The sequence below is a fragment of the Vibrio misgurnus genome, from assembly GCF_029635775.1.
Taxonomy (GTDB): Bacteria; Pseudomonadota; Gammaproteobacteria; order Enterobacterales; family Vibrionaceae; genus Vibrio; species Vibrio chanodichtyis.
Window position 1 is genome coordinate 2,154,006 of sequence record NZ_CP113241.1, and the last position, 26,990, is coordinate 2,180,995.

Consider the following 26,990-nt stretch of genomic DNA (forward strand, 5'->3'; position numbering starts at 1 on the left):
GGATGTCCAACTCATTTGATTACCAAGCGGTGGCGAAACAAGTACTGCAAACCGAAATTGCGGCGTTGCAACAATTAGAACAATACATCAATACCGATTTTGTTAACGCATGTCGCATGATGTTAGCCAACCAAACTGGCAAAGTGGTGGTGATGGGCATGGGCAAATCGGGACACATCGGTAAAAAAATTGCCGCTACCTTGGCCAGCACCGGAACGTCTGCATTTTTTGTCCATCCTGGCGAAGCTTCACATGGCGATCTCGGCATGATTGAACGTGGTGACATCGTGCTAGCGATCTCAAACTCCGGAGAATCATCGGAGATTTTATTTCTGTTACCCGTGCTCAAACGCTTGAACATCCGCGTGATCAGCATGACCGGTAATCCCCATTCCAATATGGCGAAACTGGCGGATATCCATCTGCAAATCACCGTGCCACGTGAAGCGTGCCCATTAGAATTAGCGCCAACCTCAAGCACGACCGCAACCCTAGTCATGGGCGATGCCTTGGCGGTCGCGGTGATGCAAGCGCGCGGCTTTACCGCGGAAGATTTTGCTCTGTCTCATCCTGGCGGCGCACTTGGACGTAAACTATTACTTAAACTTAACGACATTATGCACAGCGGCGACGCACTGCCTAAAGTCGCCCCGCACGCACTGATCCGCGATGCACTGCTGGAGATCAGCCAAAAAGGGCTCGGTATGACCGCCATCGTTGATGAACAAGATCAATTGCTCGGAATTTTTACTGATGGCGATTTACGCCGTATCCTTGATAAGCGGATTGATATTCACAGTACCACGATTGCACAAGTAATGACTTGCCATCCGACCGTTGCTCAACCCAATTTGCTAGCGGTAGAAGGGCTTAATCTGATGCAAGCGAAACGGATTAACGGTTTGATGCTGGTGGAAAACCACAAATTAGTCGGCGCACTCAATATGCATGATCTCCTTAAAGCAGGAGTCATGTAATGAGCACTCGCGTTGCAACCCTGTATGGCACAGTGGAACCTTCACTGCTCGCGATTGCCAAACAGATCAAGCTGCTGATTTGTGATGTAGACGGCGTATTTTCCGATGGCTTGATCTACATGGGTAATCAAGGGGAAGAGCTGAAAACCTTCCATACCCGTGATGGTTATGGGGTTAAAGCCCTGATGAGCGCAGGGGTTGAGATCGCGATCATTACTGGTCGCCGTTCACAAATTGTTGAAAATCGAATGAAAGCGTTGGGTATTTCACTGATCTATCAGGGACAGGATGATAAGGTGCAAGCCTATAATGACATTTGTCGCCGACTGGCGATCCGTCCTGAACACACGGGTTATATTGGTGATGATTTGATTGATTGGCCAGTCATGGAAAAAGTGGCGCTGCGCGTGTGCGTCGCCGACGGCCATCCATTATTGGCTCAGCGCGCTAATTATGTTACCCATATTAAAGGCGGTTACGGCGCGGTGCGTGAGGTGTGTGATTTAATCTTACAAGCGCGCGATGAATTGGATGTGCATAAAGGCTTGAGCCTATGACTTTACCGCGTATTGTGTACGTATTATTGCTGTTTATTGCGACTTGGTCGCTGTATTACTTGCTTGAGCAAAACCAAGCCAGCAAGATTCAGGTCGCGCCGAATCTTGAGCTGCCAATGTTCAGCGGCAAAAATTTAGAGAATATCTCGTACAGTGAACAAGGCATTCGCAGCTATGTGATTACCTCAACCAATCTGGATCACTATGCGAAAAGTGGTAATACCCTGTTTAAAGCACCGATACTCAAAGTGTATCAGCAAGGCACGCTACAAGAATGGGAAATCACCGCCCGTCGCGGTATTCTGAGCAAAGATCAGGTACTGACTTTATATGATGATGTGGTGGCGAACAATTTACTGCCTGACTCAGGCTTTGATGCTCTGACCACCAGTGAAATGAGCATCCAACTGAAAAGTCGTGATTTTTGGGCCGACAAGCCAGTCAAACTGCACGGTCCACAATTTGAAACACATGGTCAAGCGATGAAAGGCAATTTTGCCGATCACTCGGCTGAACTGTATAACCAAGTACAAGGTAGATATGAAACGCTCACACCTTAGCCTTATTGCTTGTTTGCTCGCCTCGATTCAGGCTTATGCACTCTCTACCGACAGGGAACAGCCGGTTTACATCGACTCGGATAGTCAACAACTGGATATGAAGAGCAACCGCGTTACCTTCTTGGGCGATGTGAAACTCAAACAAGGCAGCATCACTATCAATGCCGATAAGCTGATCGTGATCCGCAACCTCGACAACGGCAAAATTGAAGAGATTGAAGGTTACGGTAATGTGGCCACGTTCTCGCAGCTAACTGATGAAGGTAAAACTCTGTACGGAGAAGCGAAAGAGCTGTACTACAAAGTGCGTGATGATGAATTAGTGATGGTCAATAAAGCCATGCTCGCACAAGATGACAGTGAAATTCGCGGCAGCAAAATTCGCTACAAAATCAGCACACAAAAGCTGGTTGCCGATAGCGATGGCAAAGGGCGCGTCTCGACCGTTCTTCAACCACAAGTCATTCAAGAGTAATCATGGCCATTTTAAAAGCACAGCACTTAGCCAAAAGCTATAAAAAACGCAAAGTGGTTTCCGATGTCAGCTTACAAGTTGAATCTGGCCAAATTGTCGGGCTACTCGGCCCCAATGGTGCGGGTAAAACCACCTCGTTTTACATGATTGTCGGCCTAGTAGCGCGTGATGAAGGGGTGATCACCATTGATGACAACGACATCAGCATCCTACCGATGCACAGCCGCTCACGGATGGGGATTGGCTATTTACCACAAGAAGCCTCGATTTTCCGCAAACTCTCGGTTGAAGATAACATCATGGCGGTACTGCAAACCCGCGAAGAGCTGACCCATGAAGAGCGTCAAGACCGACTCGAAGATCTGCTGGAAGAGTTCCATATACAACACATTCGCAAAAGTGCTGGCATGGCCTTATCCGGAGGTGAACGTCGCCGAGTAGAGATTGCCCGCGCACTGGCGGCTAACCCACAATTTATCTTACTTGATGAGCCTTTTGCGGGGGTTGACCCCATTTCGGTCATCGATATTAAAAAGATCATTGAACATCTGCGTGATCGTGGCTTAGGAGTTCTCATCACCGATCACAACGTGCGTGAAACGCTCGATGTGTGTGAGAAAGCCTATATTGTCAGCCAAGGCCGCCTGATTGCTGAAGGCAGCCCACAAGAGGTGCTCAATAACGAGCAAGTTAAGCAGGTTTATCTCGGCGAACAATTCCGCCTATGATTAACCAACGCGTAGAGTCCACCCCATACTAACAATAACAAGGCATCCATTACTGCATGAAACCGTCATTACAGCTCAAGCTTGGTCAACAATTAGCCATGACTCCGCAACTGCAACAGGCGATTCGTCTACTGCAGCTTTCGACGCTGGATTTGCAGCAAGAAATACAGGAAGCCTTGGAGTCTAACCCATTGTTAGAAGTGGAAGAGCACCAAGACGACACGCCGGCACCGGACAATCAAGCGTCACCAGAAGAAACGGCCCATGATCAAGAGCACTATGAATCTGAGCCACAAGACAGCTCAGAGCTGATTGAACGCTCCGAGATCAGCGCCGAATTAGAAATGGATACCACTTGGGATGAAGTTTACAGCGCTAATACCGGCAGTACTGGCCTCGCCCTTGATGATGATGCGCCGATTTACCAAGGTGAGACCACCCAAACTCTGCAAGATTACCTGCATTGGCAACTCGATTTAACCCCATTTAGTGACGTCGATCGCACCATTGCCGTTGCGTTAATCGATGCGATCGACGATTACGGTTATTTAACTGTCTCACTTGAAGACATCCAAGAGAGCTTGCACAGTGAGGATATTGAACTCGATGAAATCGAAGCAGTACGTAAACGTATTCAGCAATTCGATCCATTCGGCGTCGCCTCACTCAATTTGCAAGACTGTTTATTGCTGCAGCTCACCACTTATCCAAGCGATACCCCTTGGTTAAACGAGGCACAGCAACTACTCGCACACTATATTGATGATTTAGGCAATCGCGATTACAAAACTATTCTGAAAGAGACTAAGCTCAAAGAAGAAGAGTTACGCGAAATTTTGCAACTGATCCAGCAACTCGACCCACGTCCAGGCAGTCGCATTGCCCAAGATCACGCAGAATATGTCATCCCAGATGTATCAGTGTATAAAGAACAAGGGCGATGGTTGGTCACCATCAACCCAGATAGCATCCCTAAACTTAAGGTCAATCAGCAGTACGCTAGCCTAATGCGCGGCAATAATGCCGACAGCAATTACATTCGTAGCAACTTGCAGGAAGCGAAATGGCTGATCAAAAGTTTAGAAAGTAGAAACGAGACGCTGCTCAAAGTTGCCAAGTGCATCGTAGAACACCAGCACGATTTCTTCGAGTATGGTGAAGAAGCAATGAAGCCGATGGTGCTTAACGATGTAGCACTGGCGGTAGAGATGCATGAATCGACGATTTCGCGAGTCACCACGCAGAAATACATGCATACCCCACGCGGCATTTTTGAGTTGAAGTACTTCTTCTCCAGTCACGTCAGTACCGACAATGGCGGAGAGTGCTCGTCTACGGCGATCAGGGCGCTGATCAAAAAATTAGTGGCGGCGGAAACACCCGCTAAGCCACTGAGTGACAGCAAGATCGCCACCCTACTCGCAGACCAAGGCATCCAAGTGGCGCGGCGTACCATCGCTAAATACCGCGAATCACTCGGCATCGCCCCATCGAGTCAGCGTAAACGCCTACTATAGGCCTAAACTAGAGAAGGAAAGTCTATGCAAATCAATATTCAAGGCCATCACATTGATCTTACCGATTCAATGCAAGACTATGTTCACTCCAAATTTGACAAACTTGAGCGTTTTTTCGACCACATTAATCACATTCAAGTTATTTTACGTGTTGAAAAACTGCGTCAGATCGCCGAAGCTACGCTCCACGTAAACCAAGCCGAAATTCACGCCCACGCGGACGATGAAAACATGTATGCCGCCATCGATAGTGTGGTGGATAAATTGGTTCGACAATTGAACAAGCATAAAGAAAAACTAAGTAGTTATTAATCATGCAATTGAGCGAAGTACTTTCATTGGACTGCACCAAAAGTGCAGTCCAATGTTCTAGTAAAAAACGAGCACTAGAAATCATCAGCGAAGTCGCTGCCCTGCACACTGGTCAAAATTCTACCGAGCTATTTGAGTGTATGCTCAGCCGTGAAAAAATGGGCAGTACCGGAATTGGCAACGGCATCGCTATCCCCCATGCACGCATGTCCAACAGTGAACATGCGGTCGCTGTTTTACTGCAATGTGCAGAGCCGATTGAATTTGATGCGATTGATAACCGACCCGTTGACCTACTGTTTGCGCTACTGGTCCCTGAAGAACAATGTAAAGAACATTTGAAAACTTTGGCTTGCATGGCAGAACGCCTCAACGATAAGCAGATCCTCAAACAGCTGCGCAACGCAGCAAGCGATCAGCAACTGTATGACATCATGGTTAATCAACCTGATGATTAATCAATAATAGGTCAACCTCATGCGTTTAATCGTAGTCAGCGGCCAGTCGGGTGCGGGTAAAAGTGTCGCATTACGAGTGTTAGAAGACTTAGGCTATTACTGTGTCGATAACCTACCGGTTAGCTTATTGCCCGCTTTCATTCAATCGGTACAAGGTAGCCAGCAAAACGTCGCGGTCAGTATTGATATTCGTAATCTGCCCAAAGAGCCGGGGCTAGTGCAGGATGTGCTCAATCAGCTCAAGCAGAATAACGATGTCAGCATGCTGTTTTTAGACGCCAATCCAGAAACACTACTCAAACGTTATAGCGAAACACGGCGCATTCACCCACTCTCACTCAGCCACAGTAAACCCTCTCTTGCCCAAGCCATCGAGCTGGAAAAGCAGCTGCTGGCCCCGCTCAAAGAGCAAGCCGATCTGCTACTCGATAGCAGTAATCAATCGTTGCATGATCTGAGTGAAACGGTACGCATGCGTATTGAAGGGCGTGAGCGCAAAGACTTAGTCATGGTGTTTCAATCCTTTGGCTTTAAATACGGTTTACCGACCGATGCTGACTACGTATTTGATGTGCGTTTTTTGCCCAACCCACATTGGCAGCCCGAACTGCGTCCACTGACAGGGCTGGATGCGCCCATCCAAGCCTTTTTAGCCAGCCATAGTGAAGTGCTGGAACTCAAACAGCAGATCCAAACCTTCTTCGAACACTGGCTACCCATGCTGGAAAAAAATAACCGCAGTTATCTGACCATTGCGATTGGCTGTACTGGCGGTAAGCATCGCTCAGTCTACCTAACCCAACAACTGGGTGAATATTTTGCCGCACAGGGACATCAGGTACAAATTCGCCATACTTCATTGGAAAAACAGCAATCCTAGAGGTGACTATGTCGCAGCTCTGCCAAACTGTACTGATCCAAAATCGCCTTGGCCTACATGCCCGCGCCGCCATCAAACTGGTGCAATTGGCCCAATCATTTGACGCAATACTCACTGTGCAAAGCCAAGATGGCCGCACGGCTACTGCCGATAGCGTGATGGGGCTGCTGATGCTCGAATCGGCGCAAGGGCAGCAGGTGGTAATCTCCGCTGAAGGCTCACAAGCCCAACCAGCGCTCAATGCGGTCTGTCAATTGATCGAACAGAAGTTTGATGAAGATGATTAAAGCGCAACCTGGACTTAGCGGCTAACGCTGGCCCCTTTACGGCTTTACCACCCTGCCAGAGAGTCAATCATCAAGCCAAGCCTAAACCGAGCAAATAAATCCATCATCGGTAATAAGATCTTATTAAATAAGCGGGTAAATTAAGTTACCATGCTGACCATTATTCCAACGCCAACCTAGGGGGAAGCCATGGCCGAGCAAATCGAATTTGACCAAGCTCACCTCACCCTCCAAGAAATCACCGATGCCTTAGATAACGGCCGCTTTGTCCATGTTCGTCGCCAATTGCAAGACATGGAGCCAGAAGATATTGCTCATCTACTGGAAGCCTCACCACGTAAAGCGCGTGAAGTACTGTGGCAGCTGACGGATCCTGAAGATTACGGTGAGATTCTTGATGAGCTAAATGAAGACGTCAAGGATGCGCTGGTGTCCAAGATGGCACCGGAAAAGCTTGCCGAAGCGACCGAAGGCATGGACATCGACGATGTCGCCTATGTTTTACGTAGCTTGCCAGATGATGTGTCACGTGAAGTATTGGCACAAATGGATGCCGCCGATCGCCTGCGAGTGGAAACCGCACTCTCCTATCCAGAAGATACCGCCGGTGGTTTGATGAACACCGACGTGATCACCATTCGCGCCGATGTTGATGTCGATGTTGTGCTGCGTTATTTGCGGATGAAAGGTGAGTTACCAGAAGCAACCGATGCACTGTATGTGATTGATGATGAAAGTAAACTTATTGGTCACCTTTCGCTCTCGACCCTGCTGACTACCCAACCTGATGTAGCGGTCAGTGAAGTGATGGACGATGCCGATGAAGCGATCAAAGTCGATATGAAAGACTCGGACATCGCCAATCTGTTCGAACGGCGTAACTGGGTTTCCGCACCAGTGGTGGATGAAAATCAGCATCTGGTGGGCCGGATCACCATCGATGATGTGGTTGATATCATTCGTGAAGACGCCGAGCACTCGATGATGAGTATGGCGGGTATGAACGATGATGAGGATACCTTTGCTCCAGTGGTCAAATCGGCGCGCAAACGCAGTATTTGGCTAGGTGCCAACGTGCTGGCCGCCCTAGCCGCAGCGTCGGTTTCCAATATGTTTGAAGCCACCCTAGAGCAGATGGCTGCGGTCGCTGTATTAATGACCATAGTTCCGTCTATGGGTGGTGTCGCTGGCAACCAAACCGTGGCGCTGGTGATCCGTGGCTTGGCACTGGGTCATATCGGTGACAGTAACCAACGCGAATTACTGCTCAAAGAAGCGGCTATCGGCCTGCTCAACGGCATTATGTGGGCATTGATCATTGGTACGATTGTCATGGCATGGAAAGGCGACTGGATGCTCGGTGCGATCATCTCGGCGGCAATGATGACCAACCTAATTGTGGCTGGCATTGCTGGTGTTTCGATCCCGATTTTGCTCAAAAAAATGAATATCGATCCGGCTCTGGCTGGCGGAATGGCATTAACCACAGTGACCGATGTAATTGGTTTATCGGTATTTCTCGGTTTAGCCACTTTGTTGATAGTCCATTAGAACCGCTCAACCAGCCACCAAAAAGCCGACTTAGCGTCGGCTTTTTGATGCTTAAATCAAGCCAAACAACGAATTTACTCGCCAGCCACCTTCATTGCTTCTAACAAAATCGAACCAGTTTGGATCTGTGAGCGCGTTTCAATATCGCTGCCGACAGCCACGATCTGCTGCAACATCTGTTTGAGGTTGCCAGCGATGGTAATTTCCGCCACCGGATATTGAATCACCCCATTTTCAACCCAAAAACCAGACGCTCCGCGTGAATAATCGCCAGTGACTACGTTCACGCCTTGCCCCATCACTTCGGTGACTAGCAAGCCGGTGCCGAGTTCTTTGAGCATCTGTTGGTAATTTTGCCCAGTCGATTTCACATACCAGTTATGAATACCACCCGCATGGCCGGTCGGGGTCATCTGCATTTTGCGCGCCGCGTAACTGGTCAGCAAATAGGTCGCCAACACACCATCGGTGATGATCTCCAAATCTTGGGTACGTACCCCTTCACTATCAAATGGGCTCGAAGCTAGACCCCGTTTGACATGCGGTCGCTCGCTGATATTAAACCAAGTGGGCAGGATCGACTTGCCAAGATGATCGAGTAAAAAACTCGATTTACGATATAAATTGCCACCGCTGATCGCCATCACCAAATGACCGATTAAACCGGTTGCCACATCCGCGGCAAACATCACCGGATACTGGCCTGTTTTTAGCTTGTGTGGATCAAGCCGGCTAACCGTGCTTTGTGCTGCTTGTAAACCGACGGTTTCTGGTGTCCATAAATCATCACGATGACGCGCGACACTATAGCTATAATCACGCTCCATTTCGCCATTGCGCCCTTCGCCAATCACGCTACAGCTAATGCTGTGGCGGCTTGAGGCGTAGCTGGCTAATAAACCGTGACTGTTACCATACACACGCAGACCATAATGGCTATCGTAGCTACCGCCATCACTCTGTTTAATCCGCTTGCTGTAACCTAACGCAGCCTGCTCGGCAGCAATCGCCATTTGCGCGGCCACATCCGGATCCGGCTCATCGGGATGAAATAAATCAAGATCTGGGATCTCCTGCACCATCAACTCTTGTGGTGCGGGTCCAGCGTAAGGGTCTGGTGAAGTGTACTGAGCAATATCCAACGCCGCTAACACGGTTTGTCGGATCGCTTTTTCACTCAAATCCGAAGTTGAAGCACTGCCTTTGCGCTGACCGCGATAGACGGTGATGCCCAATGCGCCATCACTATTGAATTCAACATTCTCAACTTCGCCCATCAGGGTCGAAACACTTAATCCGGTACTTTTGGTGATCGCCACTTCTGCCGCATCAGAACTCGCCGCCGCCAGCTCTAATGCTCTGGCTACTGCGGCTTCCAGCTCTTGGCGCTGCAGCGCAACTCGCTCTTTTACATCCATCTCTCATTCCACCATGGGTGATTAATGTGAATAGGATAACAAGAATTTCGCTTTCTCCCCACGATTCTTGCTAAAATAGCCGACATAAATAACTCATCATGATGAAAGAAGATGGCACGTAAAAATCAGAAGGCCCCTTGGGAAGAGGAAGAAGAGATCATTTGGGTCAGCAGAACCGAAATGAAAAACGACATGCTGGCATTACAAAAACTGGGTGAAGAGCTGGTTGAGCTCAAGCCATCAGCATTAGCTAAATTCCCTCTGACCGAAGAACTGGCAGAAGCGATTAAAGATGCCCAGCGCTTTAAAAATGAAGCCCGTCGCCGCCAGTTGCAATATATTGGCAAATTGATGCGCCATATTGACCCAGAACCGCTACAAACCGCATTGGATAAAGTGCGTAACAAACATTCGCAAACCACAGCTTTACTGCATAAGTTAGAGCTGTTGCGCGATCGTATTGTGGCGGAAGGCGATAGCGCGATTGAAGCAGCGCTGGCACTCTATCCCGATGCGGATCGTCAACGTCTACGTCTGTTAGCCCGTCAAGCCACCAAAGAAAAAGCGGCCAACAAGCCGCCAAAATCGTCACGCGAGATCTTCCAACTGCTAAAAGAAGCCATGTTGGCCAAGCAAGAGATCGAAGAACAGAGTGAAGACGATCTGGATTCCGCGCAATAACAGCCTCGGCAACAAGCCATCGCGTGTTAAGCAACAGGATCAAAAAAGGTTAGCGCAAGCTAACCTTTTTTATAGCCAATTGATCACCATTGAGTAAACGTTATTACGCCTCACTCACTGCTGCCGCGATAAACTGTGCCAATTGAGGATAAGGATGCTGCACACTGAGCGCCTGACAATCACTCACCACTTGCACCTTACCCTGACTTAAGAAAGCCACTTGGCTGGCAATCGCCCGCGCATCACTTAAATGATGGGTCACCATCACGACCGTGCGCTGGCGTTCAGCGGCCAACTGTTTAACCAGAGCTAACATCTCTTCACGCAGTAGCGGGTCAAGAGCTGAAAAAGGCTCATCAAGCAGCCAAATCGGATTGGGTTGAACGAAGCAGCGCGCTAACGCCACTCGCTGCTGCTGACCGCCGGAAAGCTGATTGGGTAAACGATCCAGATACTCGGCAATCCCCACTTGCTGCGCGGCTTGTTCTACTTGCCGTTGCTGCACAGCGCTCAATTTAAGCCCCGGGTGCAAACCTAAGCCAATATTGTCGCGTACTGTCAGATGTTCAAACAAGTTATGTTGTTGAAACAGCATCGAAAATGGCCGCTGGTAAGGCGCTAAACCAAGTAGCGACTGGTCATTAACTTTAATACTGCCGCTAACCGGCTCAATAAACCCCGCGACTAAACTGAGCAAGGTCGATTTACCAGCACCACTGGGGCCCATCAGCGCCATAATCGTGCCAGCGGCTACCTGCAGATCAAACTCAAACCATTCGTGCTCATACTCGTAGCACACTTTTTCTAACCTTAACATGACTCTCCTCGCTGACGCTGAGTCAACAATCGCTCCAGCAGATAAAACCAGCCGACACTGATGAGCAGCATGGCCAACGCCACCACCGCAGCGGTATCCATCTGATAACTGCCCAGCAGTTGATAGAGATAGAGCGGCAGAGTGCGAAAATCTTGGCTACCAAACAGGGCAATCGCACTTAAATCTCCCATCGAGAGTAGAAAACCGATCGCAAACGTATGGGAGATAGGTTTACGCAGCGCACGCCACTCCACCAAACGAAATCTACGCCAACCGGATAGTCCTAAACTGGCACATAACCATTGATACTGCTGTGCCAAATGCCACATTGGCTGGCTGAGCGTTTTCACCACATATGGCAACGCCATTAAGCCATTCACCGCCACCACAATCCAAAACGCCACACTAAACACATCGGTGATATTGCGCAGCAGTAAAAATAGCCCAGTGCTCACCACCAATCCCGGCGTCACCAAAATTAAACTGGCCACCCATTCAATACCGCCCGCGCGGCGATGCGCCGCTTTTAAACGCAGCGCACGACTGGTGAGCAACATCGCGATCCCGCTCGCCAGCGCTAGGCTACTGGCAAGACTCGCTACTTGCACCGAGTTCAGCAGTGCTGACCAAAACGCGCGACTGGTCAACACGCTGGCCAATTTTGCATTGATCCCAGCCAGCAACACCATCAGCAGTGGCGGCAATACCAAAGCCGATATCGCAATAATCCAACCGGCATCCCACAGCTTAGCGCGCCATGAATCGCGTAACCAACGATGCGCGACTTGGCTTGATACGCGACTGAAAGGGCGAGCGGGCGCTAACCGCTGCACACCCAGAGTGAATAATGTGCACAGCAACATTTGCCAAATCGCCAACAGTGCGCCGATGTGTAAATCGAAATCGAATTTGATCGCTTGATAAATCGCCAGTTCAATGGTGGTGGCTTGTGGTCCCCCACCCAGCGCCATCACGGTGGTAAAACTGGTAAAGCAGAGCATGAACACTAAGCCCGCCACATGTGGCAGTTGCTGGCGCATACGCAGCCACTCGATCAACTTAAACTTCTGCCAACGACTCATGCCCAGATGAGCACACAATTTATGCTGCTCACTGGGGATCGCCTCTAAACTTTGCAGTAGCAAACGGCTGGCATAAGGCAAGTTAAACAGTACATGGGCGAGCAAAATGCCGTTAAGGCCATAAATCGAAAACGGTAGTGATAGCCCAAAACGGTGCAGCGATTGGGCTAACCAACCGCTGTTACCGTAGATCGCCAGCAAGCCAAAAATCACCACCAGCACCGGCAATACTAAGGTCATCGCAAACAGCTTGAGTAACAAATCACGCCCCGGAAAACGGCGTTGGCTGAACGCATGGGCAACCGGGATCGCCAACCCGACACTGAGCAGCGTCGAGCACAAGGCTTGATAGAAACTGAATTTTGTTACATGCCAATAATAGGCATCTTGCCAGATCAGTTGCAGATTGAGTGATGGGGCTTGCCACAACAGAGCCGCTAATGCGGCACAGACAAAGGTCGCGATCCCCGCCGCGACCCACCAACCTAATTGAGGAATGTGATTCAAGCTGGCACCTTACAAGCTCAGCGCTTGCTGCCATTCACGGATCCAAGCTTTACGCTGTTGTGCGACTTGCTCAGCACTGAATGACAGTGCTTGGTCTGGCTGGGCTAAGTGAGTAAATCCAGCCGGCAGCTCAACGGCTGTGACCGGATACATCCAGTTACCGGTTGGGATCACGCGTTGAAACTCAGGGCTAAGCATAAATTGCAGGAATTGATCCGCCAATTCGCCATTGTGACTGGTTTTGACTTTGGCGGCGACTTCCACTTGCAAGTAGTGCCCTTCACTAAAATGAGCGCTGGCAAAACGCGGATCATTCTCCGCAATCAAATGGTAAGCAGGTGATGTAGTGTAAGAGAGTACCAAATCCGCTTCGCCTTTCAGGAACATCGAATAGGCTTCCGACCAGCCTTTAGTCACGGTCACGGTTTTGCGCGCCAGTTGCTGCCAGGCTTGCGCGGCTTGATCGCCATACACCGATTTGATCCACAGCAGCAAACCCTGCCCCGGTGTTGAAGTGCGCGGATCTTGATAAATCACTTTCAGATCATCACGTTTTTCCACCAGCTCTTTTAAGCTGGTCGGTGGGTTAGTCAGCTTCTCTTGGTTATACACAAAAGCAAAATAGCCATAGTCATAAGGTACAAACGTATCGTCACGCCAACCGTTGGGCAAGGTTACCTTGCTGGTATCAACACTGTGGGTGGCGAATAGACCGGTCTGTTTGGCTTCGGCAATTAAATTGTTATCCAGCCCGAGCACCACATCCGCTTTGCTGTTACGGCCTTCCAAGCGCAGACGGTTGAGGATGGACACGCCATCTTCTAACGCAATAAATTGCACATCGCAGCCACATTGTGCTTCAAAGGCTTTTTCAATCGCCGGAGCAGGCCCCCAATCGGCGGCAAAAGAGTCGTAAGTGTAAACAGTGAGGATTGGCGCAGCAGACACTGCAGAGGTAACACATAGGGTTGCTAGTGCAACCGCAGTCAGTTGAAATTTCAAGGCTCGCTCTCCTTTGAGCGGCACAGGCTTGAGGGAGGCAGAGAATCGTCCATTATTGCATTCTGCACACCTAACTCAATTCCTACGCCAGCATTATCTGGTTCAGGTTAAACCGCGAACATCGCGGTCATTGCGGGTCCCAAGCAGTGCTTGATCTCAGCGCCATTCGAATGAATGGGTGGCCCCCCGTGAGTGGACTGAATTGTAATGGCAAATAGGGTAATTAGCCAGTAGCGGACAATCACCACTGGCTATAAACGACTTGGAATGGCAGCCAACACCGCTGCAGCTTAAAGTAGGAAGTGGAGAGTTAATTACTCGCCGCGCGCGCGTTGATCATAGCCCCAACGCGGCACGAGCGCTTGCTCTACGCCAAGGTGATCGAGAATGCGCGCGACCATAAAATCAACCAGATCGTCAATTGATTGCGGCTGATGATAAAAGCCCGGCGCTGCTGGCATGATCGTCACACCAATTTGCGACAGTTTGAGCATATTTTCCAGATGCAGGGTCGAAAACGGTGTTTCACGCACCACCAATAGCAGTTGGCCGCGCTCTTTTAACACTACATCGGCAGCGCGCTCAATCAGGTTATCCGACATACCATGAGCAATCGCCGCCACACTGCCTACCGAACACGGGCAGACGACCATCTGTCGCGGCGCGGCCGAGCCGGAGGCGACCGGTGAAAACCAATCTTCTTTGCCACACACCACCAACTTATCACTGGCGCAGCCGAGATGCTCGACCAACACGGCTTGTGCGGCTTGAGGATTCGCGGGTAGCTTCAAGCCATGCTCGGTCGCTAGCACTACGCGAGCCGCCGATGAAATCAGTAAGTAGACTTGATAATCGGCCGCCAGCAGGCATTGCAATAAACGTAGCCCATAAGGGGCACCGGAAGCCCCTGTCCAAGCCAAGGTAATGGTTCGAAGATTGTTCATGCTCACCTTAAATTATTGCGTTTGTAGCGCACTAAGCAGTTTGCCATGAATGCCCGCAAAGCCACCGTTACTCATCACCAAAATCTGATCCCCCGCTTGGGCTTGTTGGGCAATCAACGCGACTAATTGATCGATATCGCGGCAAACTTGCGCAGGCTGTGAGCACTGCTGAGCAACCTCTTCCACCGACCAACTCAGATCCGCCGGTTGATATAGATAGACCGAATCTGCACTGTGCAGCGCAGCCGCTAAGGTTTGTTTATGCACACCAAGTTTCATGGTCGCCGAGCGAGGTTCGAGCACGGCGATGATTTTGTTATCACCGACCTTGTTACGTAAGCCACCCAGTGTAAGTTCAATCGCGGTTGGATGATGGGCAAAATCGTCATACACCGCCACACCATTAATTTCGCCTTTCAACTCCAAACGGCGCTTAGTATTGATAAATTGCCCTAAAGCTTCACAAGCGAGATCGGCCGCAACCCCAACATGACGCGCAGCCGCTATCGCCATCAAGGCATTATTGACATTGTGATCGCCAACTAAGCTCCAATTGACTTGGCCAACCCGCTCACCTTTGAGCAAGACATGGAATTGTGAACCATCAGCGGTGATTTTTTCCGCTTGCCACTCGCCTTGTTCACCACTGAATTCGGTTTCACTCCAGCAGCCGCGCGTTAACACATCGGCCAATGCCACATCCGCTTTGGGCGCCAAAATGCGGCCATTGCCTGGCACCGTACGTACCAAATGGTGAAATTGCCGCTTGATCGCTTCTAAATCATCGAAGATGTCTGCATGATCGAACTCTAAATTGTTCATCACTAACGTGCGCGGATGGTAATGCACGAACTTCGAGCGTTTATCGAAAAAAGCACTGTCATATTCATCGGCTTCAACTACAAAAAACATGCTCTCGCCTAAGCGGGCAGAAATGCCGAAATTACCCAGCACCCCACCGACTAAAAATCCTGGCTGATAACCGCACTGCTCTAAGATCCAGGCGATCATGCTGGAGGTGGTGGTTTTACCGTGCGTACCCGAGACCGCAATCACCCAGCGATCGTGCAACAAAAAATCTTGTAGCCACTGTGGGCCAGAGGTGTAGCGCAGATTGTGGTTAAGCACATATTCCACACAAGGATTACCTCGGCTCATCGCGTTACCGATCACCACCAGATCAGGTTTAGGCTCCAACTGAGCCGGATCAAAACCTTCAATAATCTCGATGCCCTGCGCTTCTAGCATGGTGCTCATTGGCGGATAAACATTGGCATCGCTGCCGGTGACTTTATGGCCGAGTTGCCGCGCCAGCATTGCGACGCCGCCCATGAAAGTGCCACAGATCCCCAAGATATGAATGTGCATAAAAAGCCAGCCTTGTTACGGTGCAATTGGAATCTCTCCATTATCCCGATCCGCCAGGTAAAAGCGAGCCTGACTATTCCGCCAGATGTAAATTAGAAATGATTGCCGAGCAAAGTGAGATCTCGGTCGGTTAGTTCAATACCCATAAAAAGATCTGAGTTTTACAATCGATGCTCAGCAAGCGGCATAGCCCGTGCCTTTTTTCGTTGGTTCAAAAAATATGCTGCGCCAGGTCGAAACATTTTTAAAAAATTATCCGGATTAGGCTAAACGTTCACGCAAACTTGACTAAGCTTGCACAAGTTATCCACCAATTATTTCAACTCTGGCCCCAATCAAGGAAATACGACATGAGCTTAAACCATGTTCCTGCTGGTCAATCATTACCTAACGATATTTATGTGGTGATTGAAATCCCAGCCAATGCTGATCCGATCAAATATGAAGTTGATAAACAATCTGGCGCCGTGTTTGTCGATCGCTTTATGTCCGCACCGATGTTCTACCCCTGCAACTATGGTTACATTAACCACACCTTGTCACTGGATGGCGATCCGGTTGATGTATTGGTTCCGACGCCATACCCACTGATCCCAGGTTCAGTGATCCGCTGCCGTCCGGTTGGGGTATTACAGATGAGTGATGAATCGGGTCAAGATGCCAAAGTGGTGGCCGTGCCGCACACTAAGCTGTCTAAGGAGTACGATCACATTCAAGATGTGGATGATTTACCGCTACTCCTCAAAGCCCAGATCACTCATTTCTTTGAACATTATAAAGAATTGGAATCCGGCAAGTGGGTAAAAGTGGATGGCTGGGCTGATGCCGCTGCAGCACGCACTGAGATCCTCACGGCTTATCAACGCGCGCAAGATGCGTAATCACCACTTGGCACCTGCAGGATAAGCCAACCCACGGTCGGCTTATCCTGCTAAGGTAAAATTTTAACTCAATGCGTTAAATCAGCTTGTTCAATTCATCCGATTAAACACGCTGGCACCAATCACCCGATCCAATCAGTGAATGGCAATGATGCGCCGGTTGATAAATGTAGATCCAAGCAGTACCAAACGGAGTTTCAATCGTGTCACGCCGGTACTCTACTGGCACATCCTCCAACTGATCGAGCTGGGCTAAGGTGGGCTGATCCACCAAATAGACTTCACCATATACCGATTGATGTCCTTCGACTAAGCCCGGATAGGCGCCTAAATCATACAGCGCATACTCAGGTTTGGTTTCGAATTGGCCAAGCAACTGACTGTGCTGTAAATAAAAGTGGTTACTCTCTCCCTGGCGCAAAGTGCCATACACAAAAACTAGGTGCTGCACATCTCCCTCCTTAGTTAAATTCAAACTGATAGAGCAGATCTACGGCACCATTGACCCCAGAAACCGCCTCTAAATACAGATCCTTCATCAAACGATAACGGATCGTAAACTCGCCCAGTGAATTAAAAATGCCCACCCCATATTTAACTTGCAAGCCGGGTAAAATATAGCCACTGACCGTCACTTGCGAATCATCGCCTGAGCCTGCGGTATCCAGTTGTAGATCTTGCACGCCAAAGGCTTGGCCGATCTCGCCAACCAATTTGCCACTTTGTGCCAAACTTAGCCCAATCAAGGTAGTGGTCATCGCATTACCACCCGCTTCACCATCAATATTCTGTCCACGCAATAAATAAGACAGCGCGTTAGCTTGCGGCATCGCCGGTTCAGAAAAAATTACCAAGGAAGGATTATCCGAAGGGCCACTGACCCGCACCCCAGCCACCACATCATCTTGAGTGTTATTCGGGTTGCGGATGGCAGTGATCGCCAAATAGGGCAGATCGACCGGGCCATTCATCAAGATTTTACCCTCTTTGATTTGTAAATCTTGTCCAAACGAGCGGTACTGACCATCGCGAATATTCACTTCGCCCAAAATAAATGGGCCTTTATCCTTCTGCGCCACATTAAGTCGTCCAACTAAATTGCCTTGTAAGCCGAACGCTTTAAGTTGGAAATCATCACCAATTTGCAGATTAATATCGGTTTCGAGACTAAATGGCAGTGAATTTGGCTCAGTCACTGGTTCAAAATTGGCATTCAGTACCACTTGATCTTTGGAAATACCGATCGCACTCGGTGGTAACTCCTCCACCACAATCCGTCCCCATGGCAAGGCAATATTGCCGGTCACTTTAGCCAATTGCGGTTGCATGGCGAGAGTGAGATCGGGCACCACTTTGACCCGCACCATAGGCGGTAACTCAACCCTCATCGATGAGGCATGCACGCGGGTGGTTAAGCGCCAGTTGTCTAATTGCTGCCAATCGGCATCACCATCAACTTCAAGCAGACCATCGCTGGTAGCAATATCCGCATTTAAGCTTGCCTGATAACCATTAAATTTGAGTGACACTTGGCCAGAAGGAATATCCACCGGAGTGATCTCACCGATCACTCGAATATCAGTAGCACTAATTTCACCGTGTAATTGTGGATGCAGCATAGGACCACTAAATTGTAGCTCGGCGTTCAGGTTGGATTTTGCCTCGCTGTACTCGCCAATCAAAGGTTGTAGAAAATCCAAATTAAACGTGCTGAGATTAAGCTCGCCCTGCATGATTTTCTGCTCGCTACGCACATCAGCAATCGAGATGGCACCAGAAAAATCCCCGTTATCGGTCGCTGCGACTAGCCAATTGGCCTGCAATTGATTACGCGCCAACTTGGCCGACAACCGTGCATGATCCCAGCCAAAAATCAGATTTTTTTCCAGTTTTTGGATAACTTGCCCTTTGCTTAAACTCAAGTCGGCTTGCAGTTGCGGTGCGGTATTCGGCGCCCATTTCGCCGTTACTTGACCATCAAGCTGACCACTGAGCTTGGTTAGTTTCGGCAATAAATCCGCCAATTGGCTAAAGTCAAATTGCTTAATCGCAATACGTGCGGCACCACGTTCACCTAACTGCGCCTCCTGCTCTAAACAGATCTGAGCTGCAGCTTGGCCCCAGCAGTGGGCTGCGACCTTAACCCGTTGGCTGGCTTGGTCAAAGGATAATGCGGTGGCTTGCTGTAATTGCCACCGCCCTTGCGATGAGCTAAGCCACATCCGCTCTAGCTCACCTTGCCAACGCAGGCTAGGCTCTAAACGTAAGCGGCCATTTACGGCTAGGCTGGTTGACGCCAGTGCTGACGTGAGATCCAGCGTCACGTTATGTCGTTGCTGGGAGCCATGCGCTTTAACATCGAGTGTATCGATGCGTTGATCTTGATATTGCACATCGCGCACTTGCAGCGAGAGATCGCCTTGCGGCTCAGATAGCGCGGCTAAATTGCCTTGTAAAGTAAGATGCCCAATCGCCGCCCAATCTTGCCATCGCACCTGATCGGCATCCAACAGCAATTTAACCCGTGGCTGTTTGAGATCACCACGCAGCACAATATCACCAATCACTTTGCCTTGAGCTTCAGGTAGCGATTTACTTAAATCTGGCACATCCAATTCAACTGCCATGCGCCACTGCTTGTTCAATTGGCCTTTGGCGGTCAATGAGTTAGGGCCATGAACGATAGAAACACCTTCCGTGACTAAAGTAATATCGCCCAGCCCTTGCCGATCGGATGCGCTGACTTGACCGCGCAGTTGTAGTGGGTAATCTCGCAGCACTCCGTTAATTGCCACACGAGGTAGCTCAACTTGCCAGCCGCCTTGCTGAGTTAATCCTCCGCGCGTCTCGAGTTCGCCACTTAAATGACCTTCCACCGCTGGCCACTGCAAGGCAGGCTGAAGATGATTGAGCTTTAATCGCGCCTCCCAGTCGAGCGCAGTTTTCCAGTTCAACCGAGCCGTTCCGCCCACGCTACCACCGAGTGCAGCCAGCTCGAATGATGACAGCGCGATCTGATCCAAATTACCTTGGCTATTAAGAGTCAGACTGAGGTCGGGCAGATCTGCGCCCTGTAAAGCTGCATTTTGTAATGTAATTTGATAGCTGGCCAATGAGCCATTGGCACGTAAATTAGGCACTTGGAGCTGATAATCCGCCTCGCCGAGCATTGGCCACTGGGCACGAACTTGCGACAGTTGTAGATCAAACGGCAGATCGGTGGCTAACAGATTCAACTGCGCCCGTAATTGTGCTTGAGCTAGCTTATCCAAACGCGCTTGTAGTTGCAGATCAGCCAAGCTGCCCTGCGCGCTCAGGTTTAATGTTTGGCCGTTGAAATCAGCGAGCCGCAGTTGACTCTTTAGTTCCAACTGTAATGGATAATCATGATTCAGTGTCACTTGGCCTTGTAGCTCGGCAACCAGCTCCGGCATGTTTAACTCTAAGCTCGAAATCGACACTTGATGCTCAAATGCACGCGCCGCAAAACCGAAATGATTGACCACTATCGGGGTGGTTTGCTGCAGTTGGAAATCACGTACATCAAAACGTTCAAGCTCGATCTGCAGCGGGATCAGCACTGATGGCAATACGATAGGTGGAACATGACTGGTCGCGGAAGCTTGCGTTTCACTGCTTGGCTCAGCTTGTGACTCAGCGAGAGCGAGGCGGATCCCTCGCCACTCAGTTTGACCAATCCGCAGCCGATTACCTTGCCACGTTGCGCGAGTGGTCAACTGCTGCCAAGCCAGTTGCTGGCCGAGGATATTAAGCTGAATATCTTGCAGCGCCAGTTTACCGACCCGGATCGGAATCGGGGTCGAGAGCGATGTCAACGGCTCAGACTCGACCATCGGCTCAAGCTCGGTAGGTGACTCTGGCAGCGAGGGTAAATCGAGTCGCAAACCTTTTAGCGTCAACTCATTAATGCAGACACTCGGCTCCAATAAACAATTAGGATTGATCGCCAAGCTGAATGTTTGCGCCGCCAGCGTCAGATTAAGATCGCGGTCGGCATAACTCACCCCTTGCAGAGTAAAGCGGGGAAATAACGCACCTTGCGCTTGCGCAACCTGCAACTGAGGCAATGCCGACTGTGCCCCCCATAGCACCGCTTGTAGTCCAGCGTTGGTAAACAGCGCACCTGCCACCGCCAGCACTAACCCCATCACCAAAATCAGTAGCAACATAGACAACCATTTGGTCCACTTTAGTGCTCGTTTGATCATAATTCAGGCCCTAAGGTGAAGTGGATTTTGAACTCATCGCCAGGAGTAGCATCCAACCCCCACGCAAAATCTAACCGAATAGGCCCAACCGGAGAGATCCAGCGGATCCCAGTACCAACACCCTTTTTCCAGTCAGGGTTATTATTGAAAGCATCGCCGACATCCATAAACATCGCTGCCCACCAGTTACCGGTTAAGCGATATTGATATTCCAGTGAACCGGTCGCAATATACTTCGCCCCAGTCAATGCCCCGCTGGCATCTTTCGGTGAAATGGATTCATAACCGTAACCACGCAGATTGTTATCACCACCAGCAAAAAAACGTAATGAGGGTGAAAGCTGATCAAACTGCTCAACCAAGTTGGCGCCACCATCAACCCGAATTAACGCTCGATGGTTACGCGCATAAGTTCGCAACCAAGCAGAGCCAGTTTGCACCCGCAGTACCCGAGTTTCAGACAACAGTTGTGGATCACCATACTCTAAGGTGATGGTTTGCTTATCACCCCAAGTCAGTAAACCGCTGTTGCTGCGTGCACGAGTACGGGTATAAGTGACACCAGGCAATACAAATTGGCTGTTATCGTCTTGCAGACCTTGCTCATAGTTTTCCAGTAGATAACGTACAAATATCGAGCGATGCCAACCACTCTCTAGCAACCAATGCCGCTCCAGTGATAGGTTAGACTCCATACTCTGAGTATCACGTTTATCGACATGCTTCATGCCATATTGGATACGATAATATTCATGCAAAGCGTCATCTAAGGGGATTTTGTAGCCAGCGGTAATGGTTTGTTCCGGCGCCGAAAGCGAAAAACTACTATCAAAACTATGGCCTTGGCTATTCACCCACGGTTTTTTCCATTTTAGCGAGCCACGCACGCCAACGTCGGTGGAATAACCGATCCCGGTTTCCAACTGATTACGCGCTTGCGCTGCCAAGGTAACTTTGATCGGCAACTCTCGACCTTGCTCTAACTGTGAGAGATCCGGCTCAACCAGCACCGAGGAGAACCAATCAGTATTGGACAGATTTTGGTTAAACTCGCCCACCTGTGACACCAGATAAGGATCGCCTTGTTTAAACGGCCGTAGTGACAGCACTCGATTTTGCTCAATCTGACTGCCTTCGATACTGGTGAGACCAAACTGATAACGCATACCACTGGCAAAATGCAGCTTAACTCGGGCTTGATTCAGCTCGGGGATCACTTCCAATCGGCTGAGCTCAAAATCACCATTGAAGTAACCTTTTTGCAGAGCAAGATTGCGGATCCCAGATTTTAGATTGTCGTACAAGCTATGGTTAAGTCGGCGATCAACCACCACGCCACTGGTTCTGATCAGGCGTTGAAAATCATTGTCGTTGTGCGCCTCACCACTGATCACTATGTCAACCTCACTAAAGCGTGTCACTTCACCGCGTGTCACCGCCACACTTAAGCGCTGATTATCGGCTGCCACACTAAAGTCAATCTGCGGATGATAATAACCCACCGCGTTCAGTGCCTCGGTAATGCTCTTTTCAAGTTGAGATTGAAAACGTAGGCTAGTGGAATAGTCTGATGGGGCAATCGAGGAGAGATAAGCGTCTACGTTATCTTTGTCTGCACCACTCAATCCGGTGATCTCCAACTTCACATTGGCGTAACATAACGCAGGCAATAGGGCGGAGCAGAGCCAGAGCAGAATTAAGGCGCGAAGTGATGGTCGTCTCATGCTTGATTAAACTCGTTATACAACGGTGACATTTTTGCTACATCGGCATCATAGCGTCAATGCCGCGTGGCGTCTGTACGAAAATGGTTAAATCGCTGGCCATCACGAGCATAAGCGATCACGGCAAGCAGGCCCGCAGAATTTTTCGCTGGCGACCATTTATATGCTATATGTTGGCCGGTTTAACCGAAGGAAATAACTCAATGCACAATAAAACTTTGATTGCCTTACTCTTGGCATGCTCACCAACCCTTGCCTTGGCCCACAATCTAACCCTTGGCGCAGCCGTGCCAGCCGTAACTGTCGAGCAACATGGCGAAATCCAGCTCCAACAACAGCAATTCAGCTATCAAGCGTGGAACTCACAACACATGGTTGGCAAAGTGCGCGTGATCCAAGCCATCGCTGGACGCAGTAGCGCAAAACAGCTCAATGCACCATTAATGGCCGCAATCTCAGCGGCAAAATTTCCTAGCGAACGCTACCAAACCACCACCATCATCAATCAAGATGATGCGCTGTGGGGCACCGGTGCACTGGTGAAATCATCAGCGCAGGACAGCAAGCAACAATTCCCTTGGTCATCGATGGTGCTGGATAAATCCGGTGCAGTGGCTAAAGCATGGCAGCTACCCGCCGAATCTTCCACTATCATAGTGCTAGATGAGCAAGGTCAGGTGCTGTGGGTGAAAGAAGGCGCACTCAGCGAGGCCGAAATTGCCAGCGTGCTTGGATTGATTGAGCAACAGCTGTGATTAGCCAAGAGCAGCAGCGTTAACCACTTAACGCGTGCAGCATCGGTGAGTAAGGGCTGACTTGCTCACCGAATCATCGATTGATCATCCGCGCAGTGCACTGAATCACTGCTTGCCTGATTGATGAATTGTTATATTATAACAAACCTCATTCACTGCAGGTCTGCCATCATGCCCAAATCTATGTTGTACCGATCGCGCTTATCCATCGTCGCTCTGCTGACGATGGCATTCGTGCTATGGTTTAACGTAGCGGTGATTGATCACCAATTCGATGTACATCCTGAACACCATTGGCAACACGATTGTCAGTTATTTGCTGGGGTTAACCATGGATTGCCAAGCACACAGTGGCGACTACCTCAGTGGCCGCAAACGCCACCGCAAAGCCAAGTAGCCCAGCCGATTCAACGCACGCTGCTGCTGCACTCCTATTTTGCTCGCTCACCACCTGCGGCATAAAACAAATCAAACCGATTGTTTCTTTTTTTGTTTTATTAGGAGTTTTTCATGCATTACCCAACAATGATTGCGCTGATGGTTGGCGCGACACTCTCTGGCAACGTATTGGCCGAACATCATACTGACCATCAACATCGTCAGCACGAGGCACATGTACATGGCCAAGTGGAGCTAAATATCGCGCAAGATGGTCACGACTTACTGATTGAAATCACCGCACCAGGCGCCGATGTGCTTGGCTTTGAGCATGAGCCACAAAATGAGGCCCAGCAACACACCTTGCAGCAAGCACTCGCCACACTGCACCATGCCGATCAACTGTTTATCATCAATCAGCAAGCGCGCTGCGAAAAACGTGAAGTGTTTATCCAATACTCATTGGGTGGTAAGCAATACCAAGACCGTCATGCTTATCAACTCGGTGAAAAGCACCAACACAACCATACTACCCATGATCACCACACCGCGCACGATCACGCTGAACATGAACACCACGATCATGATGGCCATGCACATGACGATCATCAGCATGACAACCATCAGCACGGTTCGTTCAGCGCTCAATATCAGTTCCACTGTGAGGCGGTCGAAAATCTCAAACAGATCGATACCCAATGGTTCCAATATTTCCCAAGCAGCGAGCAAATCCAAGCTAATGTGTTAACTGAAAAGCAGCAAAGTGCGCTACAACTGAACCCTAAGCAAACGCTTATCAAACTGTAATTCCAGTGCTCGGGATGGGTGACTCTCATCCATCCCTCATTGGAGATGCTTTGATTTTCTCTGCAAACATGAGGAGCCATGATGCCTGCTCACCGTTCTGATCCTACTTCATCCGTGATTGAGTTGAATGATGTGGTGTTCTGTTGGCCGGGAGCCAGTTCCCCCACCTTGGATATTGCCCATTTACAGATAGCTCGGGGTGAACACCTGTTTATCAAAGGCCCAAGTGGCTGCGGCAAGTCCACCTTACTGAGCCTTTTAACCGGCATTAACACTGCAACCCAAGGTGTCGTCTCTTTACTTGGCAGTGACTTAAGCCGCTTGAGTGCCAGTCAGCGCGATCGCTTCCGCGCCGACCATATAGGCTATATTTTCCAACAATTTAATCTACTGCCTTATCTGTCGGTGTTCGATAACGTGACCTTACCATGCCACTTTTCCGCTCTGCGCAAACAACAAGTGGATGGTCCGTTGTCGCACAAAGCGCAATCACTGTTGGACAGATTGCATCTGCCGAGCGCTTTATTGAATAAACCGGTGACGGAGCTCAGTATCGGCCAGCAGCAACGCGTCGCCGCGGCGCGAGCACTGATGGGTGAGCCACAACTCATCATCGCCGACGAACCGACTTCTGCTCTCGATTACGATAACCGTGAAGCTTTTATTGCTCTGCTGCGTGAAGAAGCCGAGCGCGTTGGTTCCACTTTAGTGTTTGTTAGCCATGACCCAACACTAGAAAAGCTTTTTGAGCGAAGTGTCCACTTACCGACCCTCAATCGTGCAGGAGGTTGGCAATGAAAGTTATCCTGAATTTGGCGTGGAAAAGCCTACTCAACCGCAAAGCCACCGCACTGTTAACTGTATTAACCGTCTCGATTGCCGTGGTATTGCTGCTCGGGGTGGAGCGGATCCGCACTCAAGCCAAGCAGAGCTTTGCCAATACCATTGCCGGTACGGATCTCATCGTTGGCGGACGCTCTGGTCAGGTTAATTTACTGCTCTATTCAGTATTTCGAATTGGCAACGCCACCAACAATATTGATTGGCAGAGTTATCAAGAATTTAGCCAGCATCCGGCGGTGAAATGGACCATCCCGATCTCTTTGGGAGATTCACATAAAGGATTTCGCGTCCTTGGCACTAACCATAGCTATTTTGAGCACTACCGCTATGGAAGTAAGCAACCACTTACTTTTTCACAAGGCACTGAATTCAATGGCCTCTTTGAAGCCGTCATTGGCTCCGATGTGGCAAAATCGCTCGGCTATCAGATTGGCAGCCCAATGATCATCGCCCACGGGATCAGCGATGTCGGCTTTAGCCGCCACGATAACCTGCCCTTTACTGTGGTCGGCATTTTGGCGCCTACGGGCACACCGGTCGATAAAACAGTGCATGTTTCCTTAGAAGCGATAGAGGCGATCCATATCGGATGGGAATCAGGGGCCAACCTTGGTCAGCACAGCAGTGCCGAACAACTGGCGCAGCGCGATTTTACCCCGAAACAGATCACCGCTATGTTGCTAGGGGTCAAATCGAAAATCCAAATTTTTGCCTTGCAACGCCAGATCAATAGCTATCCGCACGAACCACTCAGCGCTATTATGCCGGGCGTCGCACTGCATGAGTTGTGGGGTATGATGTCCGTCGCTGAGCAAGCACTGATGGCCGTCTCCGTTTTTGTGGTGATAGCAGGCTTGCTCGGCATGCTCAGTAGCTTGCTGACCAGCTTGCAGGAACGACGACGCGAGATGTCGATCTTGCGCGCAATGGGTGCACGGCCGCATCATGTGTTTGCCTTACTGGTCAGTGAAGCGAGCGTGCTGACCCTGTTGGGCATCGGGCTTGGCGTCAGCTTACTCTATTTACTGCTGCTGGTAGCCGCACCGATGATTGCCAGCCAATATGGCATTCAAATCGCGCTAGCAGGGCTCACCGCTTATGAATGGCAGTTGATCGGTTACGTGCAACTGGCTGGAATGATGATTGGAGTGATCCCAGCCCTACGCGCTTATCGCCAATCACTCAGTGATGGCATGACGATTCGCTTATAAAATACAATCACCAACCGGCTCACCATCAGCCGGTTGACAAG

Annotated in this window: 27 protein-coding genes; 18 read left to right on the plus strand and 9 right to left on the minus strand. The window is 49.8% G+C overall.

The window, feature by feature from the left end; translation table 11 throughout:
* Nucleotides 1-2 precede the first annotated feature (2 nt).
* The 11 genes from kdsD to mgtE all read left to right on the plus strand — a co-directional run bounded on the left by kdsD (nt 3) and on the right by mgtE (nt 8,302).
* Nucleotides 3-977 carry an arabinose-5-phosphate isomerase KdsD gene (gene kdsD, locus OOK74_RS09815; RefSeq protein ID WP_274722731.1) on the plus strand — a complete coding sequence of 325 codons (975 nt, stop codon included), beginning with the start codon at nt 3-5 and terminating at the stop codon, nt 975-977.
* The gene (kdsC, locus tag OOK74_RS09820) at nt 977-1,534 is read left to right on the plus strand and encodes a 3-deoxy-manno-octulosonate-8-phosphatase KdsC (RefSeq protein WP_274722730.1); all 558 of its coding nucleotides are present in this window, start codon (nt 977-979) and stop codon (nt 1,532-1,534) included. The genes kdsD and kdsC overlap by 1 nt, the downstream gene beginning before the upstream one ends.
* Entirely contained in the window at nt 1,531-2,094 is a 564-nt protein-coding gene (gene lptC / locus OOK74_RS09825; protein ID WP_274722729.1) for an LPS export ABC transporter periplasmic protein LptC, read from the plus strand. The genes kdsC and lptC overlap by 4 nt, the downstream gene beginning before the upstream one ends.
* Nucleotides 2,075-2,569: a lipopolysaccharide transport periplasmic protein LptA gene (gene lptA / locus OOK74_RS09830; protein ID WP_278182702.1), complete on the plus strand. Its 495-nt coding sequence runs from the start codon at nt 2,075-2,077 to the stop codon at nt 2,567-2,569. The genes lptC and lptA overlap by 20 nt, the downstream gene beginning before the upstream one ends.
* A gap of 2 nt (nt 2,570-2,571) precedes the next feature.
* Nucleotides 2,572-3,297 (plus strand): LPS export ABC transporter ATP-binding protein, encoded by a 726-nt coding sequence (gene lptB, locus OOK74_RS09835; protein WP_166014298.1) that lies wholly within the window; start codon nt 2,572-2,574, stop codon nt 3,295-3,297.
* Between the two features lie 56 nt (nt 3,298-3,353).
* On the plus strand, nt 3,354-4,814 hold the full coding sequence (locus OOK74_RS09840; RefSeq protein ID WP_278182703.1) for an RNA polymerase factor sigma-54: 1,461 nt from the start codon (nt 3,354-3,356) through the stop codon (nt 4,812-4,814).
* A 24-nt stretch (nt 4,815-4,838) separates the two neighbouring features.
* Nucleotides 4,839-5,126 (plus strand): ribosome hibernation promoting factor, encoded by a 288-nt coding sequence (gene hpf, locus OOK74_RS09845; RefSeq protein WP_166014296.1) that lies wholly within the window; start codon nt 4,839-4,841, stop codon nt 5,124-5,126.
* A 2-nt stretch (nt 5,127-5,128) separates the two neighbouring features.
* Nucleotides 5,129-5,584: a PTS IIA-like nitrogen regulatory protein PtsN gene (gene ptsN, locus OOK74_RS09850; RefSeq protein WP_166014295.1), complete on the plus strand. Its 456-nt coding sequence runs from the start codon at nt 5,129-5,131 to the stop codon at nt 5,582-5,584.
* Nucleotides 5,585-5,603: 19 nt separating this feature from the next.
* Nucleotides 5,604-6,464: an RNase adapter RapZ gene (rapZ, locus tag OOK74_RS09855; RefSeq protein WP_277206524.1), complete on the plus strand. Its 861-nt coding sequence runs from the start codon at nt 5,604-5,606 to the stop codon at nt 6,462-6,464.
* A gap of 8 nt (nt 6,465-6,472) precedes the next feature.
* Nucleotides 6,473-6,751, plus strand: a complete 279-nt coding sequence (locus OOK74_RS09860) for an HPr family phosphocarrier protein (protein ID WP_166014293.1) — start codon at nt 6,473-6,475, stop codon at nt 6,749-6,751.
* Between the two features lie 189 nt (nt 6,752-6,940).
* On the plus strand, nt 6,941-8,302 hold the full coding sequence (mgtE, locus tag OOK74_RS09865) for a magnesium transporter (protein ID WP_166014292.1): 1,362 nt from the start codon (nt 6,941-6,943) through the stop codon (nt 8,300-8,302).
* 74 nt (nt 8,303-8,376) lie between these two features.
* Here the strand turns inward: mgtE and pmbA are convergent, their stop codons facing one another.
* Nucleotides 8,377-9,720, minus strand: coding sequence for a metalloprotease PmbA (gene pmbA, locus OOK74_RS09870; RefSeq protein WP_277206525.1), 1,344 nt, complete (start codon nt 9,718-9,720; stop codon nt 8,377-8,379).
* 111 nt (nt 9,721-9,831) lie between these two features.
* Here pmbA and yjgA point away from each other — a divergent pair, with 111 nt between their 5' ends.
* Nucleotides 9,832-10,401, plus strand: coding sequence for a ribosome biogenesis factor YjgA (gene yjgA, locus OOK74_RS09875; protein ID WP_274722723.1), 570 nt, complete (start codon nt 9,832-9,834; stop codon nt 10,399-10,401).
* A 103-nt stretch (nt 10,402-10,504) separates the two neighbouring features.
* Here the strand turns inward: yjgA and thiQ are convergent, their stop codons facing one another.
* The 5 genes from thiQ to mpl all read right to left on the minus strand — a co-directional run bounded on the left by thiQ (nt 10,505) and on the right by mpl (nt 16,121).
* Nucleotides 10,505-11,218: a thiamine ABC transporter ATP-binding protein gene (gene thiQ / locus OOK74_RS09880; protein WP_274722722.1), complete on the minus strand. Its 714-nt coding sequence runs from the start codon at nt 11,216-11,218 to the stop codon at nt 10,505-10,507.
* Entirely contained in the window at nt 11,212-12,807 is a 1,596-nt protein-coding gene (gene thiP, locus OOK74_RS09885; protein WP_278182704.1) for a thiamine/thiamine pyrophosphate ABC transporter permease ThiP, read from the minus strand. The genes thiQ and thiP overlap by 7 nt, the downstream gene beginning before the upstream one ends.
* 9 nt (nt 12,808-12,816) lie before the next feature.
* Nucleotides 12,817-13,809: a thiamine ABC transporter substrate binding subunit gene (gene thiB, locus OOK74_RS09890; protein ID WP_278182705.1), complete on the minus strand. Its 993-nt coding sequence runs from the start codon at nt 13,807-13,809 to the stop codon at nt 12,817-12,819.
* A gap of 314 nt (nt 13,810-14,123) precedes the next feature.
* Entirely contained in the window at nt 14,124-14,753 is a 630-nt protein-coding gene (locus OOK74_RS09895; protein ID WP_274722718.1) for a flavin prenyltransferase UbiX, read from the minus strand.
* Between the two features lie 12 nt (nt 14,754-14,765).
* On the minus strand, nt 14,766-16,121 hold the full coding sequence (gene mpl, locus OOK74_RS09900) for a UDP-N-acetylmuramate:L-alanyl-gamma-D-glutamyl-meso-diaminopimelate ligase (protein ID WP_278182706.1): 1,356 nt from the start codon (nt 16,119-16,121) through the stop codon (nt 14,766-14,768).
* Between the two features lie 350 nt (nt 16,122-16,471).
* Here mpl and ppa point away from each other — a divergent pair, with 350 nt between their 5' ends.
* Entirely contained in the window at nt 16,472-17,002 is a 531-nt protein-coding gene (gene ppa, locus OOK74_RS09905) for an inorganic diphosphatase (RefSeq protein ID WP_278182707.1), read from the plus strand.
* Between the two features lie 103 nt (nt 17,003-17,105).
* Here the strand turns inward: ppa and OOK74_RS09910 are convergent, their stop codons facing one another.
* From OOK74_RS09910 to tamA, 3 genes are read right to left on the minus strand one after another with little or no spacing between them, the layout of a single operon-like run.
* Complete coding sequence (locus OOK74_RS09910; RefSeq protein ID WP_166014284.1) at nt 17,106-17,453, minus strand: gamma-glutamylcyclotransferase family protein; 348 nt, start codon at nt 17,451-17,453, stop codon at nt 17,106-17,108.
* A gap of 10 nt (nt 17,454-17,463) precedes the next feature.
* The gene (gene tamB / locus OOK74_RS09915) at nt 17,464-21,231 is read right to left on the minus strand and encodes an autotransporter assembly complex protein TamB (protein WP_278182708.1); all 3,768 of its coding nucleotides are present in this window, start codon (nt 21,229-21,231) and stop codon (nt 17,464-17,466) included.
* The gene (gene tamA / locus OOK74_RS09920; protein ID WP_278182709.1) at nt 21,228-22,955 is read right to left on the minus strand and encodes an autotransporter assembly complex protein TamA; all 1,728 of its coding nucleotides are present in this window, start codon (nt 22,953-22,955) and stop codon (nt 21,228-21,230) included. The genes tamB and tamA overlap by 4 nt, the downstream gene beginning before the upstream one ends.
* A gap of 203 nt (nt 22,956-23,158) precedes the next feature.
* Between tamA and OOK74_RS09925 the strand changes: the two genes are divergently transcribed.
* From OOK74_RS09925 to OOK74_RS09945, 5 genes are all read left to right on the plus strand, one after another.
* Complete coding sequence (locus tag OOK74_RS09925) at nt 23,159-23,710, plus strand: YtfJ family protein (RefSeq protein ID WP_274722709.1); 552 nt, start codon at nt 23,159-23,161, stop codon at nt 23,708-23,710.
* 171 nt (nt 23,711-23,881) lie between these two features.
* Nucleotides 23,882-24,172 carry a DUF2607 family protein gene (locus OOK74_RS09930; RefSeq protein WP_278182710.1) on the plus strand — a complete coding sequence of 97 codons (291 nt, stop codon included), beginning with the start codon at nt 23,882-23,884 and terminating at the stop codon, nt 24,170-24,172.
* Nucleotides 24,173-24,220: 48 nt separating this feature from the next.
* Entirely contained in the window at nt 24,221-24,895 is a 675-nt protein-coding gene (zrgA, locus tag OOK74_RS09935) for a zinc uptake protein ZrgA (RefSeq protein ID WP_274722707.1), read from the plus strand.
* A gap of 81 nt (nt 24,896-24,976) precedes the next feature.
* Nucleotides 24,977-25,693, plus strand: coding sequence for an ABC transporter ATP-binding protein (locus OOK74_RS09940; RefSeq protein WP_274722755.1), 717 nt, complete (start codon nt 24,977-24,979; stop codon nt 25,691-25,693).
* Nucleotides 25,690-26,949 carry an ABC transporter permease gene (locus tag OOK74_RS09945; protein WP_278182711.1) on the plus strand — a complete coding sequence of 420 codons (1,260 nt, stop codon included), beginning with the start codon at nt 25,690-25,692 and terminating at the stop codon, nt 26,947-26,949. The genes OOK74_RS09940 and OOK74_RS09945 overlap by 4 nt, the downstream gene beginning before the upstream one ends.
* Nucleotides 26,950-26,990: the final 41 nt, after the last annotated feature.

Bases quoted from the DNA above. Each gene is read 5' to 3' on its own strand.
- kdsC (WP_274722730.1), top strand. From the start codon at position 977: ATGAGCACTCGCGTTGCAACCCTGTATGGCACAGTGGAACCTTCACTG.
- OOK74_RS09840 (WP_278182703.1), top strand. From the start codon at position 3,354: ATGAAACCGTCATTACAGCTCAAGCTTGGTCAACAATTAGCCATGACT.
- tamA (WP_278182709.1), bottom strand. From the start codon at position 22,955: ATGAGACGACCATCACTTCGCGCCTTAATTCTGCTCTGGCTCTGCTCC.
- mpl (WP_278182706.1), bottom strand. From the start codon at position 16,121: ATGCACATTCATATCTTGGGGATCTGTGGCACTTTCATGGGCGGCGTC.
- OOK74_RS09860 (WP_166014293.1), top strand. From the start codon at position 6,473: ATGTCGCAGCTCTGCCAAACTGTACTGATCCAAAATCGCCTTGGCCTA.
- lptB (WP_166014298.1), top strand. From the start codon at position 2,572: ATGGCCATTTTAAAAGCACAGCACTTAGCCAAAAGCTATAAAAAACGC.
- tamB (WP_278182708.1), bottom strand. From the start codon at position 21,231: ATGATCAAACGAGCACTAAAGTGGACCAAATGGTTGTCTATGTTGCTA.
- OOK74_RS09940 (WP_274722755.1), top strand. From the start codon at position 24,977: ATGCCTGCTCACCGTTCTGATCCTACTTCATCCGTGATTGAGTTGAAT.
- hpf (WP_166014296.1), top strand. From the start codon at position 4,839: ATGCAAATCAATATTCAAGGCCATCACATTGATCTTACCGATTCAATG.
- OOK74_RS09930 (WP_278182710.1), top strand. From the start codon at position 23,882: ATGCCCAAATCTATGTTGTACCGATCGCGCTTATCCATCGTCGCTCTG.
- zrgA (WP_274722707.1), top strand. From the start codon at position 24,221: ATGCATTACCCAACAATGATTGCGCTGATGGTTGGCGCGACACTCTCT.
- OOK74_RS09945 (WP_278182711.1), top strand. From the start codon at position 25,690: ATGAAAGTTATCCTGAATTTGGCGTGGAAAAGCCTACTCAACCGCAAA.
- pmbA (WP_277206525.1), bottom strand. From the start codon at position 9,720: ATGGATGTAAAAGAGCGAGTTGCGCTGCAGCGCCAAGAGCTGGAAGCC.
- yjgA (WP_274722723.1), top strand. From the start codon at position 9,832: ATGGCACGTAAAAATCAGAAGGCCCCTTGGGAAGAGGAAGAAGAGATC.
- mgtE (WP_166014292.1), top strand. From the start codon at position 6,941: ATGGCCGAGCAAATCGAATTTGACCAAGCTCACCTCACCCTCCAAGAA.
- OOK74_RS09925 (WP_274722709.1), top strand. From the start codon at position 23,159: ATGCACAATAAAACTTTGATTGCCTTACTCTTGGCATGCTCACCAACC.
- ptsN (WP_166014295.1), top strand. From the start codon at position 5,129: ATGCAATTGAGCGAAGTACTTTCATTGGACTGCACCAAAAGTGCAGTC.
- lptA (WP_278182702.1), top strand. From the start codon at position 2,075: ATGAAACGCTCACACCTTAGCCTTATTGCTTGTTTGCTCGCCTCGATT.
- kdsD (WP_274722731.1), top strand. From the start codon at position 3: ATGTCCAACTCATTTGATTACCAAGCGGTGGCGAAACAAGTACTGCAA.
- thiQ (WP_274722722.1), bottom strand. From the start codon at position 11,218: ATGTTAAGGTTAGAAAAAGTGTGCTACGAGTATGAGCACGAATGGTTT.
- rapZ (WP_277206524.1), top strand. From the start codon at position 5,604: ATGCGTTTAATCGTAGTCAGCGGCCAGTCGGGTGCGGGTAAAAGTGTC.
- OOK74_RS09895 (WP_274722718.1), bottom strand. From the start codon at position 14,753: ATGAACAATCTTCGAACCATTACCTTGGCTTGGACAGGGGCTTCCGGT.
- lptC (WP_274722729.1), top strand. From the start codon at position 1,531: ATGACTTTACCGCGTATTGTGTACGTATTATTGCTGTTTATTGCGACT.
- ppa (WP_278182707.1), top strand. From the start codon at position 16,472: ATGAGCTTAAACCATGTTCCTGCTGGTCAATCATTACCTAACGATATT.